Below are 14,392 nucleotides of genomic sequence, written 5' to 3' on the forward strand. Positions count from 1 at the left end.
CCCCGGGCGGCGCAGTGACCGGCGACCGTGACCAAGGGCCCTGTCCCGACTGCCCTCGCGCCGTGAGCATCGGACGCGACGGAGGTGGACATGGGACCCGACGACCCGGACCTGACGCCCCTGGCCCCCCTGGGGCTGGGGCGGCTGCGAGCCGGCCCACAGCGTTCCCAGCGGCCGGTCTACGTGGACCTGCTGCCGCCCTGCAACGCGGGGTGCCCGGCGGGGGAGAACATCCAGGGGTGGCTGGCGCTGGTGCGGGCGGGACGGCACGAGGACGCGTGGCGGCTCCTCACCACCGACAACCCCCTCCCGGCGGTGCACGGTCGCGTCTGCTACCACCCGTGCGAGGGCGCGTGCAACCGCGTCGAGCTCGACGACGCGGTCTCCATCCACGGGGTCGAACGGTTCCTCGGCGACCTGGCGATCGAGTCCGGCTGGCGGTTCGACCCGCCGCCGCCGCGGCCCAGCTCCCGGCGGGTGCTCGTCGTGGGCTCCGGACCCAGCGGCCTCAGCGCGGCGTACCACCTCGCCCGCCTGGGGCACGAGGTGGTGGTCCGGGACAACGGACCGGAACCCGGCGGGATGATGCGCTACGGCATCCCCTCCTACCGGCTGCCGCGTGCCGTGCTCGACGCCGAGATCGCGCGGATCGCCGCCCTGGGCGTGGTCTTCGAGCAGGACCACCGGGTCACCGACCTCGCCGCCGAGATGCACGACGGTGGGTTCGACGCGGTGTTCGCGGCGGTGGGAGCGCACCTGTCCAAGCGGGTGGACATCCCCAACGAGGACGCCAGCCGGGTGATCGACGCCGTCTCGTTCCTGCGGGGTGTCGAGTCCGGCGAGCAGGGCTCGCTGGCCAGCCGCCACGTGGCCGTCTACGGCGGCGGCAACACCGCCATGGATGCCGCCCGGGTGGCCCGCCGGCTCGGTGCCGACGACACCGTGATCGTCTACCGGCGCACCCGGGAGCAGATGCCGGCCCACGAGGAGGAGGCGGCCGACGCCGAGCGCGAGGGCATCCGCATCACCTGGCTGCGGACCATCAGCTCGATGAACGAGCACGAGCTCACCGTGGAGGTCCAGGCCCTCGACGAGAACGGCCGGCCCCACGGGACGGGCCAGTTCGAGAAGCTCGCCGCCGACACCGTGATCCTCGCGGTCGGCCAGGAGAGCGACACCGGGTTCCTGCGCTCGGTTCCCGGGGTGCGGCTCGACGGCGACACCGTGCGGGTGGACCCCGTCACGCTCATGACCGGAGCGCCCGGCGTGTTCGCCGGCGGCGACGCCGTGCCGAGCGAGCGGACCGTGACCGTCGGCGTGGGCCACGGCAAGAGGGCCGCCCGCAGCATCGACGCCTGGCTCGCCGGCAAGCAGCACGCGCCGCAGCCGAAGCACCCGCCGGCCGACTTCGGGAAGCTCAACCTCTGGTACTTCGGGGACCACGGCCGGCGCGAGCAGGCCGAGCTCGACCCCGCCGAGCGGGTGCACGCGTTCGTCGAGGTGACCGCCGGGCTGACGCCGGAGGAGGCCGCCTACGAGGCGGGGCGGTGCCTGTCGTGCGGCAACTGCTTCGAGTGCGACGGCTGCCTCGGCGCCTGCCCGGAGGACGCGGTCGTCAAGCTCGGCGCCGGCCACCGGTACCGCTTCGACTACACCGCCTGCACCGGCTGCGGCACCTGCTACCGGCAGTGCCCGGTGCACGCCATCGAGATGGTGGCCGAGCCGGTCGCCGCGGAGCCGGACCCCCTCGGTGGGGGGATCTGACGTGCGGGCGACCGTCGACGGCAACGAGGCCGCGGTGGGGGTGGCCTACCGGCTGAGCGAGCTGTGCGCCATCTACCCGATCACACCGTCCTCGGCCATGGCCGAGCTCGCCGACGAGTGGGCCTCGCGCGACCGGCCCAACATCTGGGGCAGCGTGCCCACCGTCATGGAGATGCAGAGCGAAGGCGGGGCCGCCGGGGCCCTCCACGGCGCGCTGCAGGGAGGGGCGCTGAGCACCACCTTCACCGCGTCGCAGGGCCTGCTGCTCATGGTGCCCAACATGTACCGGATCGCCGGCGAGCTGACCTCGACCGTCTTCCACGTGGCCGCCAGGGCCCTCGCGGCCCAGGGCCTGTCGATCTTCGGCGACCACTCCGACGTGATGGCGGTGCGCCAGACCGGCTTCGCACTCCTGGCGTCGGCGTCGGTGCAGGAGGCGCACGACCTCGCCCTCGTCGCGCACGCGGCGACGCTGCGCTCGCGGGTGCCCTTCGTCCACTTCTTCGACGGCTTCCGCACCTCCCACGAGCTGGCGACCGTCGAGCTGCTGCCGGACGACGTGCTGCGCGCGCTGGTGCCGGAGGAGCTCGTCCGCCAGCACCGGCTGCGGGCCCTCAGCCCCGAGCGGCCCTTCGTGCGCGGCACCGCGCAGAACCCCGACGTCTACTTCCAGGCCCGCGAGACGGTGAACCCGTTCTACGCCCGGACGCCCTCCATCGTGCAGTCGGTCATGGACGAGCTCGCCGAGCGCTGCGGGCGGGCCTACCGCCTGGTGGAGTATGCCGGGCACCCCGAGGCCGAGCGGGTCGTCGTCGTCATGGGGTCTGGAGCGCAGACCGTCCGGGAGACGGTGGCCCACCTCGTCGCGAGGGGGGAGCGCGTCGGCGTGCTGCAGGTGCGGCTGTACCGGCCCTTCCCCGCCGAGCAGGTCGTGGCGGCGCTCCCGGCCTCCGTCCGCACGGTGGGGGTACTGGACCGCACCAAGGAGCCGGGCTCGGCGGGGGAGCCGCTCCACCTCGACGTCGTGGCAGCACTGGCCGACGCCCACGGGAGCGGCCGGCGCGCCACCCTGCCGCGGGTCGTGGGTGGCCGCTACGGCCTGTCGTCCAAGGAGCTCACGCCGGGCATGGTCGTGGGGGTGTTCGACGAGCTCGGCAGGCCGGAGCCGCGGCCGAGGTTCACGGTCGGCATCGTCGACGACGTCACCGGCAGCAGCCTGCCGTGGGACCCCGACCTCGACATCGAGGACCCGGCCACGGTGCGCGCGGTCTTCTTCGGCCTGGGCTCCGACGGCACCGTCGGGGCCAACAAGAACACGATCAAGATCCTCGGCGCCGATCCGCACCTGTACGCCCAGGGCTACTTCGTCTACGACTCCAAGAAGTCCGGCGGGCAGACCGTCTCGCACCTGCGCTTCGGGCCGCGCCCCATCCGGGCGCCCTACCTCGTGCACCGGGCCGGTTTCGTCGGCTGCCACCACCTCGGGCTGCTCGAGAAGGTCGACGTCCTCGACCGGGCGGCTGACGGTGCCACCCTGCTGCTCAACGCCCCGCAGCCACCCGATGAGCTCTGGGACGCCCTACCCGCGAGCGTGCAGCAGCAGGTCATCGACAAGGGCCTTCGGCTCTTCACGATCGACGCCGACCGCGTCGCGCGCGAGTGCGGCCTGCCGGGCCGCACGAACACGGTGCTGCAGACGTGCTTCTTCGCGATCTCCGGTGTGCTGCCGCGTGAGCGGGCCGTCGAGCAGGTGAAGGCCGCCATCCAGCGGACCTACTGGAAGCGTGGCACCGCGCTGGTCCGCCGGAACGAGGAAGCCGTGGACGCCGCCCTCGCCGCCCTGCACCGGGTGCCGGTGCCGGCGGCGGTGACCTCCCGGCGGGTGTCCGCGTCCGCCGTCCCGGCGACGGCACCACCGTTCGTGCGGGAGGTGACGGGCGCGATGATGGCGGGCCGCGGCGAGGCCCTCCCCGTGAGCGCGCTGCCGGTGGACGGCACCTTCCCCAGCGGCACCACGGCCTACGAGAAGCGGCGCATCTCCGACCTGGTCGCGCAGTGGGACCCCGACACCTGCATCCAGTGCGGCACCTGCTCGTTCGTGTGCCCGCACAGCGTCATCCGCTCGAAGTACTACGACGAGCAGGACCTCGCCGGCGCGCCTGCCGGCTTCGCGTCGGCGCCGCTCGATGCGGTGGGGCTGCCGTCGACGCGGTACACGCTGCAGGTCTACGCGGAGGACTGCACGGGCTGCTCGCTGTGTGTCGAGGCGTGCCCGGTCAGCCCGGTCGGGAGGCCGGACCGCAAGGCGATCAACCTCACCCCGGCCGCCGAGCGGTTCGACGTCGAGCGCGAGAACATCGCCTTCTTCGAGACGCTGGAGGTCAACGACCGGGCCCGCGTCGACTTCGGCACGGTGCGCGGGACGCAGTTCCTCCAGCCGCTGTTCGAGTTCTCGGGAGCGTGCGCCGGCTGCGGTGAGACGCCGTACCTCAAGCTCCTCACCCAGCTCTTCGGCGAGCGGGCGATGGTGGCCAACGCGACCGGCTGCTCCTCGATCTACGGCGGCAACCTGCCGACGACCCCCTGGACGAAGAACGCCGCCGGGCGCGGACCCGCCTGGTCGAACTCGCTGTTCGAGGACAACGCGGAGTTCGGGCTGGGCATGCGGCTCGCCGCGGACCTGCACACGCGGCTGGCGCGCGAGCGGCTGGCCGAGCTCCGTGACCAGGTCGGCACGGACCTGGTCGACGCGATCCTGACCGCCCCGCAGGTCCGCGAGCACGAGCTGGTCGCCCAGCGCGACCGGGTGGCCGAGCTGCTGGGCCGCCTGACCGACCTCGACGGACCGGCGGTGGCGGACCTGCGCAGCGTCGCGGACCACCTGCTGCGGCGCAGCCTGTGGATCGTCGGGGGTGACGGGTGGGCCTACGACATCGGCTCCGGGGGGCTCGACCACGTGCTCGCCAGCGGTCTGGACGTCAACGTCCTCGTCCTCGACACCGAGGTGTACTCCAACACCGGCGGGCAGTCCTCCAAGGCGACGCCGCTCGGCGCCGTGGCGAAGTTCGCGGCGGCGGGGAAGACCGCGGCCAAGAAGGACCTCGCCCTGCAGGCGATCGCCTACGGCAACGTGTACGTCGCCCGGGTCGCGATGGGCGCCGACCCGCAGCAGACCCTCACGGCCTTCAGAGAGGCCGAGGCCTACGACGGGCCGTCGCTGGTCATCGCCTACAGCCACTGCATCGCCCACGGCATCGACATGAAGGACGGGCTCGACCAGCAGTACCGCGCCGTCGCCAGTGGCCACTGGCCGCTGGTGCGCTACGACCCGGTGGCGCGGGACCACGGTCGCAACCCGTTCCAGCTCGACTCGCCGAGGCCACGAATCCCGTTGGCGGACTATGTCTACCGCGAGCTGCGCTACCGCCTGCTGCGCAACTCCGACCCGGCCGAGGCGGAGCGCCTGCTCGGGCTCGCCCAGGAGGCGGTGGACCGGCGCTGGGCCACGTACGAGGAGATGGCGACGCGTGGCCCGGCGGCCTTCGCCGCCGACGCCAGGAGGACCAGGTGACCGACCTCGGGACGCGCTACCTCGGGCTGGGCCTGCGCAACCCGCTCGTCGCCTCCGCCTCCCCGCTCTCGCAGACCGCGGAGGGTGTGCGGGCTCTCGCTGGTGCGGGAGTCGGTGCCGTGGTGCTGCCGTCGCTGTTCGAGGAGCAGGTGCGGCAGGAGCAGCTGCACGACCTGCGGGTCACCGAACCGCACGACGAGTCGTTCGGGGAGGCCCTGTCGTACTTCCCCAGCCGGGCCGGGTCTCCCGGCGAGGGCGCCCACTACCTGCACCTCGTGGAGCGCGCGGTCGGTGCGGCCGGCGCCCTGGGGGTGCCGGTCGTCGCCAGCCTCAACGGCTCGAGCCCGGGTGGGTGGGCCCGCTTCGCCGCGTCGCTGCAGGACGCCGGGGCGGCGGCGATCGAGCTCAACGTCTACCTCGTCCCCGGGGACCCGCACCTCTCTGGCCGTGACGTCGAGGACTGGCACGTCGAGATCCTCCAGGCCGTCCGCGACGTCGTGTCCGTCCCCGTGGCGGTGAAGCTCAGCCCGCACTTCAGCTCGGTCGGCCAGATGGCCCTGCGGCTGGACGACGCCGGGGCCGCCGGCCTGGTGCTGTTCAACCGGTTCCTGCCGCCCGACGTCGACCTCGAGACGATCTCCGTGCACCCCCACCTCTCCCTGTCGAGACCGGAGGAGGCACGGCTGCCGCGCACCTGGATCGCGATCCTGCGCCGCCGCGTGCGCGGCTCGCTGGCCGCGACGACGGGGGTGGAGACCGGCGAGGACGTGGTGAAGTACCTGCTCGCCGGCGCGGACGTCGTCATGACGGCCTCCGCCCTGCTGCGGCACGGGGAGGCGTACGCCGCGACCCTGCTCGCCGGGCTCGAGGACTGGATGGTGCGCAAGGGTTTCGCCTCGGTCGAGGACCTGCGCGGTCTCCTGGCCGTACCGCTCGGCACGGACGCCACGGAGTACGAACGGTCTGCGTACGTCAGCGCCCTGGACGGGGCGCGGCGCACCTACGGCGACCTCCGGATGCGCGACGACGCCTGACCCGCACGGGCCGACCGGCTCGGGCGGCCCGTGCGGACCCTAGGGGCTCGACCGGCCTTGACCGCCGTGGCCTCACAGCTCGCCGAGCACGGCCTCCCGCAGGGTGTCGAGGCCGACGCCCCCGATGTCGAGCGCGCGGCGGTGGAAGTCCTTGAGCGAGAACGCCTCGCCCTCGCGCTCGCGGACCTGGTCGCGCAGCTGCATCCAGAGCCGCTCGCCGATCTTGTACGAGGGCGCCTGGCCCGGCCAGCCGAGGTAGCGGTCGAGCTCGAACCGCAGCCACGCCTCGCCCTGGTTGGCGTGCGCGGTGAGGTACTGCCACGCCTTGTCGTAGGTCCACTCTCCGCCACCGACCTCCTGCGGCGCCTCGAACCCGCAGTGCACGCCGATGTCGATGACGACCCGGGCCGCGCGCAGCGACTGGCTGTCGAGCAGGCCCATCAGGTTGCCGGGGTCGTCCATGTACCCGAGCTCGTCCATGAGCCGCTCGGCATACAGCGCCCAGCCCTCGCCGTGCCCGGAGGTCCACGCGGCCATCCGCCGCCAGGAGTTGAGCAGCTCGGAGCGGAACACCGTCTGGGCGACCTGGAGGTGGTGGCCCGGGACGCCCTCGTGGTAGACGGTCGTGAGCTCCTTCCAGGTGCCGAACTCGGTGACGCCCTTGGGCACCGACCACCACATGCGGCCCGGCCGGGAGAAGTCCTCCGACGGCCCGGTGTAGTAGATGCCGCCCGTCTGGGTCGGGGCGATGAGGCAATCGATCGTGCGGACCGGGTCGGGGATGTCGAAGTGCGTGTCGGCGAGGTTGGCGATCACCTCGTCGGCGCGCTCCTGCATCCACGCCTTGAGCGCGTCGGTGCCGTGCAGCTGGTAGGCCGGGTCGGCGTCGAGCGCGGCGATGGCCTCCTTGACGGTGGCGCCGGGCTTGATCTGCTCGGCCACCTGCTCCATCTGGGCGGTGATGCGGGCGACCTCCTCCTGCCCCCAGCGGTAGGTCTCCTCGAGGTCGACCGTGGCCCCGAGGAACGAGCGCGACAGCAGCTGGTAGCGCTCGCGCCCGCACGCGTCCGCCTCCGGCGCCCGGTCGAGCAGGTTCTCGCGCAGCCAGGTGCCGAGCTCCCCGTAGGCCGCGGACGCCGCCCGCGTCGCCTCGGTGAGTGCCGTGGTGGCCCCCTCCGAGAGGTCGCCGTCGTCGTCACCGCCCGACAGCCGCGCCCCCGCGACGAGCGTCGCGAAGTAGCCGTCGTCGGCAGTCAGGTCGGCGCACTGCTGGATGCAGGCCTCGACCTGGCGGCGCGGCGCCACGTTCCCCTTGTCGGCGGCGGCGAGCAGGCTCTCCTTCCACTGCTCCAGCGCGGCGGGGATCTTCGTCATCCGCCGGCTCAGCACCCCCCAGTCCTCGTCCGTGGCCGTCGCCATGAGGTCGAAGCAGCCGCGGATCTCCTGCAGGGGAGAGGCGATGACGTTGAGCGCCATCTCGTCCAGGCCCGCGGCGTGCGTCTCCTCGGCCAGCCCGAGCCGCTCGCGCATGGCGGCGAGCGTGACCCGGTCGATGTCGTCGACGGGCGCCGCCGCCTCCAGGCGGGACAGGGTCTCGCGGCGCAGGTCGGCGTGCGCCTGGTGGCCGGCCGGCGAGAAGTCGTCCAGCTCCTCCTCGTGACCCGGGATGCCGAGGTACGTCGCGGTGATCGGGCTGAGGGCCACCTCGGCCGCCAGGTACTCGTCGGCGATGCGGTCGATGTCGGTCGGAGGGCGTGGAGTGGTGTCGGTCGTCACAAGTCGGGAACGTATACCAGCCGTCAGGGGGAGGCATCGGCAATAACCGGGCGATTCCGCCGCGCTCGGCTCGTAGGGTGGCGGCATGAGCGCCTCGGTCCTGTCCCTCAACCTCGGCGCGCCCGAGCCCAGCACCGCGAAGAACGTCGGGGTCACCGGCATCGGCAAGGCACCGGTCGACGCGGCCCGGGTGCGGGCCCCCGGCCCCAAGCACGGTGGCCTCGGCAGCGGCCTGGTCGGGGACTTCCTCGGCGACACCAGGCACCACGGCGGGGACAGCCAGGCCGTCTACGCCTTCGCCCGCGAGGAGCTGGACTGGTGGGCTGCGGAGCTGGGGCGGGACCTGCCGAACGGCATGTTCGGCGAGAACCTCACCACGACCGGCCTCGACGTCGACGGGGCCCTCGTGGGCGAGGTCTGGGCCGTCGGCGAGGAGGTCGTGCTCGAGGTCTGCGGGCCCCGGATCCCCTGCGCCACGTTCACCGCGCGCATGGGTGAGCGGGGCTGGGCCAAGCGGTTCGCCGCGCGGGGCCGCACCGGTGCCTACCTCTCGGTGGTGGTGCCCGGCACGATCCGCAGCGGTGACCCGGTCGTGGTGAGCTCGCGGCCCGAGCACGACATCACGGTGCCGGTGACGTTCCGGGCCTTCATGGGCGACCTCGACGCGGCCCGGCGGGTCCTGGACTCGGGCTGCCTCGTCGAGACCGAGGCCGCCGAGCTGCGCGACATGGTCGAGCGGCGCACCCCGGCGGGCGTCGAGCTCGACGCCTGAGGCGGGTCAGCGGACGCGGCCGTAGGTGACCGCGCTCGTCCACAGCCGCACCTTGGCGACCCGCTTGCCCGGCTTCGGTGCGTGCCAGATGTAGCCGGCACCGGCGTACACGGCCACGTGGTAGATCGTCCGCCCGCTGTGGAAGAACACGAGGTCACCCGGCCGGGCGCTGCTGCGGCTGATCCGGGTGGCGGCGGCATACTGCTGCTGGGCCGTCCGGGGCAGCAGCTTGCCGGCGCGGGCGTAGGCGTAGAGCGTCAGGCCCGAGCAGTCGAACCCGGTGCGCGGGCTGGTGCCTCCGTACCGGTACGGGACTCCGACCTGGGCGGCGGCGACACGGGCGGCGGAGGAGACGGTCCCGAGCGAGACCGCGGCGTGCGCCTTCGGGGTGGCGGCGGGGCTGACGACGAGCCCGAGACCGAGGAGGAGGGCGAACAGGTAGGGCGCCCAGGAGGTGGGCAGGGCACGGCGAAGGGAGCTGGGCAGGGACATGGAGGGTGGCCAATCTTCGGACCGCCTGCGAAGAGTGACCTGTCGGGTTCGGGCTACCGAACTGCCCGGCCGTGGCTGCTGCCAGCGGCTTCACCCCGAGGAAGCGCTCGTACCGCTCCCGCCCTGCTGGGTTCTCCGTCCCCGACACTCTCGGCAAGAATCTCTTGCCATCCGCACGGGTGTCGGGGCTCGGCGACCGGGCGGACCGCCCCACCCTGGCTGGTGGGGACTGGCTTCCACGGTAGGTCGGGGTCCGGTGAGGACCTAACCTCGCGGCGGATACCGGCCGAACGGCCCAGGCGGCCGCGGGGGCGTTGGGACTAGTGCAGGTGGGGGGGCGGGTGGCCTACCGGGGCCAGCCGGACGCCCGCCAGGCGCCCGGTCCGGGGGCCGCAGGGCGGCGCACCGCACGCTCGCGCGAGGCCCACTGCGACACCGGCCGCGGCGCCGGCGCCGGGTCGTCGGCACCAGCGGCCGCGGACAGCACCGCGAGCAGGGCGGCGACCTCCTCCGGGGTCGCGTCGCCCCGCACCAGCCGCAGCGGCGGCCGGTCCGTGGTCGGGTCGCACGTCCCCGCGGTGCCGTCCTGCCCCGGGTCGTCGCCCTCCTGGCGGCTCACAGCGGGATGTTCCCGTGCTTCTTGGGCGGCAGCGTCTCGCGCTTGGTGCGCAGCGCCCGCAGCGCCTTGATGACGTTCAGCCGGGTGTTGCTCGGCGTGATCACCGTGTCGACGTACCCGCGCTCGGCCGCGACGTAGGGGTTGGCCAGGGTGTCTTCGTACTCGGTGATGAACCGCTGGCGCACCTCGTCGACGTTCTCCCCGGCCTCGGCCGCGGCTGCGAGCTGGCGGCGGTAGAGGATGTTGACCGCGCCCTGGGCGCCCATCACCGCGATCTGCGCGGTGGGCCAGGCGAGGTTGATGTCGGCACCGAGGTGCTTGGAGCCCATGACGTCGTACGCGCCGCCGTAGGCCTTGCGGGTGATGACCGTGACGAGCGGGACGGTCGCCTCGGCATACGCGTAGATGAGCTTGGCGCCACGGCGGATGATGCCGTCCCACTCCTGGTCGGTGCCCGGCAGGAAGCCGGGGACGTCGACGAAGGTGAGCACCGGGATGTTGAACGCGTCGCAGGTCCGCACGAACCGGGCGGCCTTCTCGGAGGCGTCGATGTCGAGGGTGCCGGCGAACTGCATCGGCTGGTTGGCCACCACCCCCACGGAGCGGCCCTCGACGCGCCCGAACCCGCAGACGATGTTCGGCGCGAACAGCGGGTGCACCTCGAGGAACTCGCCGTCGTCGAGCACGTGGTCGATGACCGTCTTCATGTCGTACGGCTGGTTGGCGCTGTCGGGGATGAGGGTGTCGAGCTCAAGGTCGTGGTCGGTGACGGTGAGGTCGGCCTCCTCCTCGAAGGCGGGTGGGTCCTCGAGGTTGTTGCTGGGCAGGTAGGAGATGAGCGCCTTGACATAGTCGATGGCGTCCTGCTCGTCACTGCCCATGTAGTGCGCCACACCGGAGCGGGTGTTGTGGGCCTTCGCGCCGCCGAGGTCCTCGAACGACACGTCCTCACCCGTGACCGTCTTGATGACCTCGGGACCGGTGATGAACATGTGCGAGGTCTGGTCGACCATCACGGTGAAGTCGGTGACGGCGGGGGAGTAGACCGCGCCGCCGGCGCACGGGCCCATGACGAGCGAGATCTGCGGGATGACCCCGGAGGCGTGCACGTTGCGGCGGAAGATCTCGCCGTAGAGCCCGAGGCTGACCACGCCCTCCTGGATGCGCGCGCCGCCGGAGTCGTTGAGCCCGATGACGGGGCAACCGACCTTCATCGCGAAGTCCATGACCTTGCAGATCTTCTCGCCGAAGACCTCGCCGAGGGACCCGCCGAACACCGTGAAGTCCTGCGCGAACACCGCGACCGTGCGCCCGTCGACCGTGCCGTAGCCGGTGACGACGCCGTCGCCGTACGGCCGGTCCTGGTCCTGCCCGAACGCGGTCGAGCGGTGCCGCGCGTACTTGTCCATCTCGACGAACGACCCCTCGTCGAGCAGCATGTCGAGCCGCTCGCGCGCCGTCTTCTTGCCCCGCGCGTGCTGCTTCTCGACCGCCCGCTGCGACCCGGCGTGCGCGACCTCGGCGACCCTGCGCTTGAGGTCCTTGAGCTTGCCGGCCGTGGAGTGGATGTCGATGTCGTCCGGGACGTCCGTGCCGCCCGTCGTGGTGAAGCTGTCGAGGGGATCGGTGGTCGAGGCCATGGCGGCGAGCCTAGCCTTGCCCTCATGCGCGGACCGCTCGACAGTGAGGCATTGCACGAGGCGTTGGTCACGTCCGGGAGGCCGTGGACCGGGGTCGACGTGCACCCGGCGCTCGGCTCGACGAACGCCGAGGCGGCGCGGCTCGCCCGCCCCTTCCACGTCGTCCTGACGGACCACCAGCAGGCCGGGCGCGGACGGCTGGGGCGCACCTGGGAGACGCCGGCCCGCACTTCCGTGACGATGTCCGTCCTGCTGCCGGCACCGGAGACGGACCGGGGGTGGATGCCGCTCGTCGCCGGCCTGACCGTCCGGGACGCCGTGGCCGAGGTGACCGGCCTCGAGGCCGCGCTCAAGTGGCCCAACGACGTCCTCCTGCCCGCGGACGGTGAGCGCAAGGTCTGCGGCATCCTCTGCGAGCTGCAGCCGACCGGTGTCGTCGTGGGGCTGGGCGTCAACGTGGACCAGTCCCGCGAGGAGCTGCCCGTGGAGACCGCCACCTCGTTGCGCCTCGCGGGCGCCGAGGACGTGCGCCGCGAGGACCTCGTCGTCGCCGTCCTCACCCGCCTCGACCACTGGTACGGCCTGCTGCGCGGCGGTCCGCAGCAGCGCACCCAGGTGCACGCGGCCTACCGGAGCGCCTGCGTGACCATCGACCGCGACGTCGAGGTGCACGTCTCGGGCGGTGACGTGCGGCGGGTGCGGGCGGCCGGGGTGGACGCCGAGGGCCGCCTCGTCGTGCGCGGTCCGTCGGGGGAGTATGCCGTGGCGGCCGGAGACGTGGTCCACGTGCGGTCCGCCGCTGGCTAGGGTGGCGGCGTGACGGACGCCGGTCGACACCGCATCGTGCGGCCCGAGGACCTGGCGGGGCTCAGCCCCGACGACCTCGAGGCCCGGCTGCTGGGCCGACCGGCGACGATGGGCCGGCGCGACGTCAGCCGTGGGGCCGAGGTGTCCCTGCTGTCGGCACGCAAGTTCTGGCACGCCCTCGGGTTCCCCATCGTGGAGGACGAGGACGCCATGTTCACCGAGGCCGACCTCATGGCGCTCAAGGCGGTCGCCCGCCTCGTGCGCGACCAGGAGCTCGACGAGGCGACCGCGCTGGCCATGACCCGCGCCTTCGCGCGCACCGCCGACCGGCTCGCGGTCTGGCAGACCCAGCTCATGGCCGAGGCGCTCGCCGCCCCTGACACCGAGGCCGCTCTCGACGAGGCGGACGCCCGCGCCGTGCCCGACCTCGCGGCCGCCCGCGCGTCGGCGCTCAAGCTCGTCGACATGGCCGACGAGCTCGAGCCGCTGCTCGTCTACGCGTGGCGGCGCCACCTCACCGCCGCGATCTCGCGCATGCTCGCCGACGCGGACCCGCAGTCGTCGTCCGAGGGGGTGGTGCGGGTCGTGGGGTTCGCCGACCTCGTCAACTTCACCTCGCTGGTGCGCCGGATGACCGAGCGGCAGCTGGCGGTGATGGTGCAGCGGTTCGAGGCCCTGGCCACGGACGTCGTCACCGCGCACGGGGGACGAGTGATCAAGACTGTCGGCGACGAAGTGCTCTTCGTGCACATCGAGCCCTCCCCGGCCGCGGCCATCGCGCTCGACCTCGTCGACCTCATGGGCGAGGACGAGCTGCTGCCGGACGTGCGGGTGGGGATGGCCTTCGGGCCGGTGCTCTCGCGCCTCGGGGACGTCTTCGGCACCACCGTCAACCGGGCCAGCCGGCTCACGAGCGTGACCCCCGGCGGCGGCGTCCTCGTCGACGACGCCTTGGCGCGGGCGCTGGCCAGCCTGTCCGGCTTCGAGACCACGGCTCAGCGCCGCCGCGTCCTGCGCGGGATCGGCCCGGTCACGCCCAGCGCCCTGCGCCGGGCGGCTGGCGGGCGCGCGTCGGTCCTGGCCGACCTCGACCTGAGCTCCCCCACGAGAGGAACGACCCCATGACGAGCGAGCTGGTGCGGATCGAGCGGCACGGGGAGGACGGGCACGTCGCCGAGCTCGTGCTCGACCGACCCGAGGCGATGAACGCCGTCTCCACCGAGATGGCGCACGCCCTCGGCCGCGCCACCCGCGAGGTCGCCGGCGACCGCTCGGTGCGGGCCGTCGTCGTCAGCTCGACCCACCCGAGGGCGTTCTGCGTCGGGGCCGACCTCAAGGAGCGCAACTCCTTCACCGACGAGCAGCTGCGCGCCCAGCGCCCGCTGGCGCAGGCGGCATACCGGGGCGTCCTCGACCTGCCCGTCCCGGTGGTGGCGGCGGTCGACGGGTACGCCCTGGGCGGCGGCTTCGAGATCGCGCTGTCCTGCGACCTGGTCGTGTGCGGCGAGGAGGCGGTCGTCGGCCTGCCGGAGGTGTCGGTCGGGGTCATCCCCGGCGGCGGGGGTACGCAGCTCCTCACCCGGCGGGTGGGCTGGAGCCGGGCCGCGCGGATGGTCTTCACGGCCGAGCGCTTCACCGCCCGCCAGGCGCACGAGCTCGGGGCCGTGGACGAGGTCGTCCCCGCGGGCACGGCCCGGGACCGCGCCCTCGAGCTCGCGACCGTGGTCGCCGGCAACTCGCCCGTCGGGGTGCGCAACGCCAAGGCGGCCATGCGGCGCGGTTTCGACACCGACCTGGACGCCGGACTGCGGATCGAGGACGACCTGTGGGCCGCCACTGCCTTCTCCGGCGACCGGGCCGAAGGAGTGGCCGCGTTCAACGAGAAACGCCGACCGCAGTGGCCCGGTCGCTGAAGAC

At 73.2% G+C, this 14,392-nt stretch carries 11 protein-coding genes; 7 read left to right on the forward strand and 4 right to left on the reverse strand.

The genetic code is table 11. The annotated features are described in order from the left end of the window. Positions 1-90: 90 nt before the first annotated feature. From ACYVDO_RS00840 to ACYVDO_RS00850, 3 genes are read left to right on the forward strand one after another with little or no spacing between them, the layout of a single operon-like run. Positions 91-1,764, forward strand: coding sequence for an NAD(P)-binding protein (locus tag ACYVDO_RS00840; protein ID WP_460932065.1), 1,674 nt, complete (start codon positions 91-93; stop codon positions 1,762-1,764). 1 nt (position 1,765) lies between these two features. Then, positions 1,766-5,335: a pyruvate:ferredoxin (flavodoxin) oxidoreductase gene (gene nifJ, locus ACYVDO_RS00845; protein WP_460932067.1), complete on the forward strand. Its 3,570-nt coding sequence runs from the start codon at positions 1,766-1,768 to the stop codon at positions 5,333-5,335. After that, a complete protein-coding gene (locus ACYVDO_RS00850; RefSeq protein WP_460932069.1) occupies positions 5,332-6,369 on the forward strand; it encodes a dihydroorotate dehydrogenase-like protein in 1,038 nt (345 codons plus the stop codon). Before nifJ ends, ACYVDO_RS00850 begins: the two co-directional genes overlap by 4 nt. A 72-nt stretch (positions 6,370-6,441) precedes the next feature. Here ACYVDO_RS00850 and ACYVDO_RS00855 read toward each other — a convergent pair whose 3' ends face one another. Further along, positions 6,442-8,145: a DUF885 domain-containing protein gene (locus ACYVDO_RS00855; protein WP_460932071.1), complete on the reverse strand. Its 1,704-nt coding sequence runs from the start codon at positions 8,143-8,145 to the stop codon at positions 6,442-6,444. A gap of 85 nt (positions 8,146-8,230) precedes the next feature. Between ACYVDO_RS00855 and ACYVDO_RS00860 the strand changes: the two genes are divergently transcribed. Continuing rightward, on the forward strand, positions 8,231-8,917 hold the full coding sequence (locus ACYVDO_RS00860) for an MOSC domain-containing protein (protein WP_460932073.1): 687 nt from the start codon (positions 8,231-8,233) through the stop codon (positions 8,915-8,917). Positions 8,918-8,923: 6 nt separating this feature from the next. Here the strand turns inward: ACYVDO_RS00860 and ACYVDO_RS00865 are convergent, their stop codons facing one another. The 3 genes from ACYVDO_RS00865 to ACYVDO_RS00875 form a co-directional block, all read right to left on the reverse strand. After that, the gene (locus tag ACYVDO_RS00865; protein WP_460932075.1) at positions 8,924-9,409 is read right to left on the reverse strand and encodes a C40 family peptidase; all 486 of its coding nucleotides are present in this window, start codon (positions 9,407-9,409) and stop codon (positions 8,924-8,926) included. A 346-nt stretch (positions 9,410-9,755) separates the two neighbouring features. After that, positions 9,756-10,028, reverse strand: coding sequence for an acyl-CoA carboxylase subunit epsilon (locus ACYVDO_RS00870; RefSeq protein ID WP_460932077.1), 273 nt, complete (start codon positions 10,026-10,028; stop codon positions 9,756-9,758). Further along, a complete protein-coding gene (locus tag ACYVDO_RS00875; RefSeq protein WP_460932079.1) occupies positions 10,025-11,668 on the reverse strand; it encodes an acyl-CoA carboxylase subunit beta in 1,644 nt (547 codons plus the stop codon). The genes ACYVDO_RS00870 and ACYVDO_RS00875 overlap by 4 nt, the downstream gene beginning before the upstream one ends. 24 nt (positions 11,669-11,692) lie before the next feature. Between ACYVDO_RS00875 and ACYVDO_RS00880 the strand changes: the two genes are divergently transcribed. Genes ACYVDO_RS00880 through ACYVDO_RS00890 form a run of 3 tightly spaced genes read left to right on the forward strand, consistent with a single transcriptional unit; the run spans position 11,693 to position 14,388 of the window. Next, entirely contained in the window at positions 11,693-12,475 is a 783-nt protein-coding gene (locus ACYVDO_RS00880) for a biotin--[acetyl-CoA-carboxylase] ligase (protein WP_460932081.1), read from the forward strand. A gap of 9 nt (positions 12,476-12,484) precedes the next feature. Beyond that, a complete protein-coding gene (locus tag ACYVDO_RS00885) occupies positions 12,485-13,600 on the forward strand; it encodes an adenylate/guanylate cyclase domain-containing protein (RefSeq protein WP_460932083.1) in 1,116 nt (371 codons plus the stop codon). Further along, the gene (locus ACYVDO_RS00890) at positions 13,597-14,388 is read left to right on the forward strand and encodes an enoyl-CoA hydratase/isomerase family protein (RefSeq protein WP_460932085.1); all 792 of its coding nucleotides are present in this window, start codon (positions 13,597-13,599) and stop codon (positions 14,386-14,388) included. The genes ACYVDO_RS00885 and ACYVDO_RS00890 overlap by 4 nt, the downstream gene beginning before the upstream one ends. Positions 14,389-14,392: the final 4 nt, after the last annotated feature.

The organism is Phycicoccus ginsengisoli, from assembly GCF_054779295.1.

Bases quoted from the DNA above. Each gene is read 5' to 3' on its own strand.
- ACYVDO_RS00840 (WP_460932065.1), top strand. From the start codon at position 91: ATGGGACCCGACGACCCGGACCTGACGCCCCTGGCCCCCCTGGGGCTG.
- ACYVDO_RS00860 (WP_460932073.1), top strand. From the start codon at position 8,231: ATGAGCGCCTCGGTCCTGTCCCTCAACCTCGGCGCGCCCGAGCCCAGC.
- ACYVDO_RS00865 (WP_460932075.1), bottom strand. From the start codon at position 9,409: ATGTCCCTGCCCAGCTCCCTTCGCCGTGCCCTGCCCACCTCCTGGGCG.
- ACYVDO_RS00875 (WP_460932079.1), bottom strand. From the start codon at position 11,668: ATGGCCTCGACCACCGATCCCCTCGACAGCTTCACCACGACGGGCGGC.
- ACYVDO_RS00880 (WP_460932081.1), top strand. From the start codon at position 11,693: ATGCGCGGACCGCTCGACAGTGAGGCATTGCACGAGGCGTTGGTCACG.
- ACYVDO_RS00890 (WP_460932085.1), top strand. From the start codon at position 13,597: ATGACGAGCGAGCTGGTGCGGATCGAGCGGCACGGGGAGGACGGGCAC.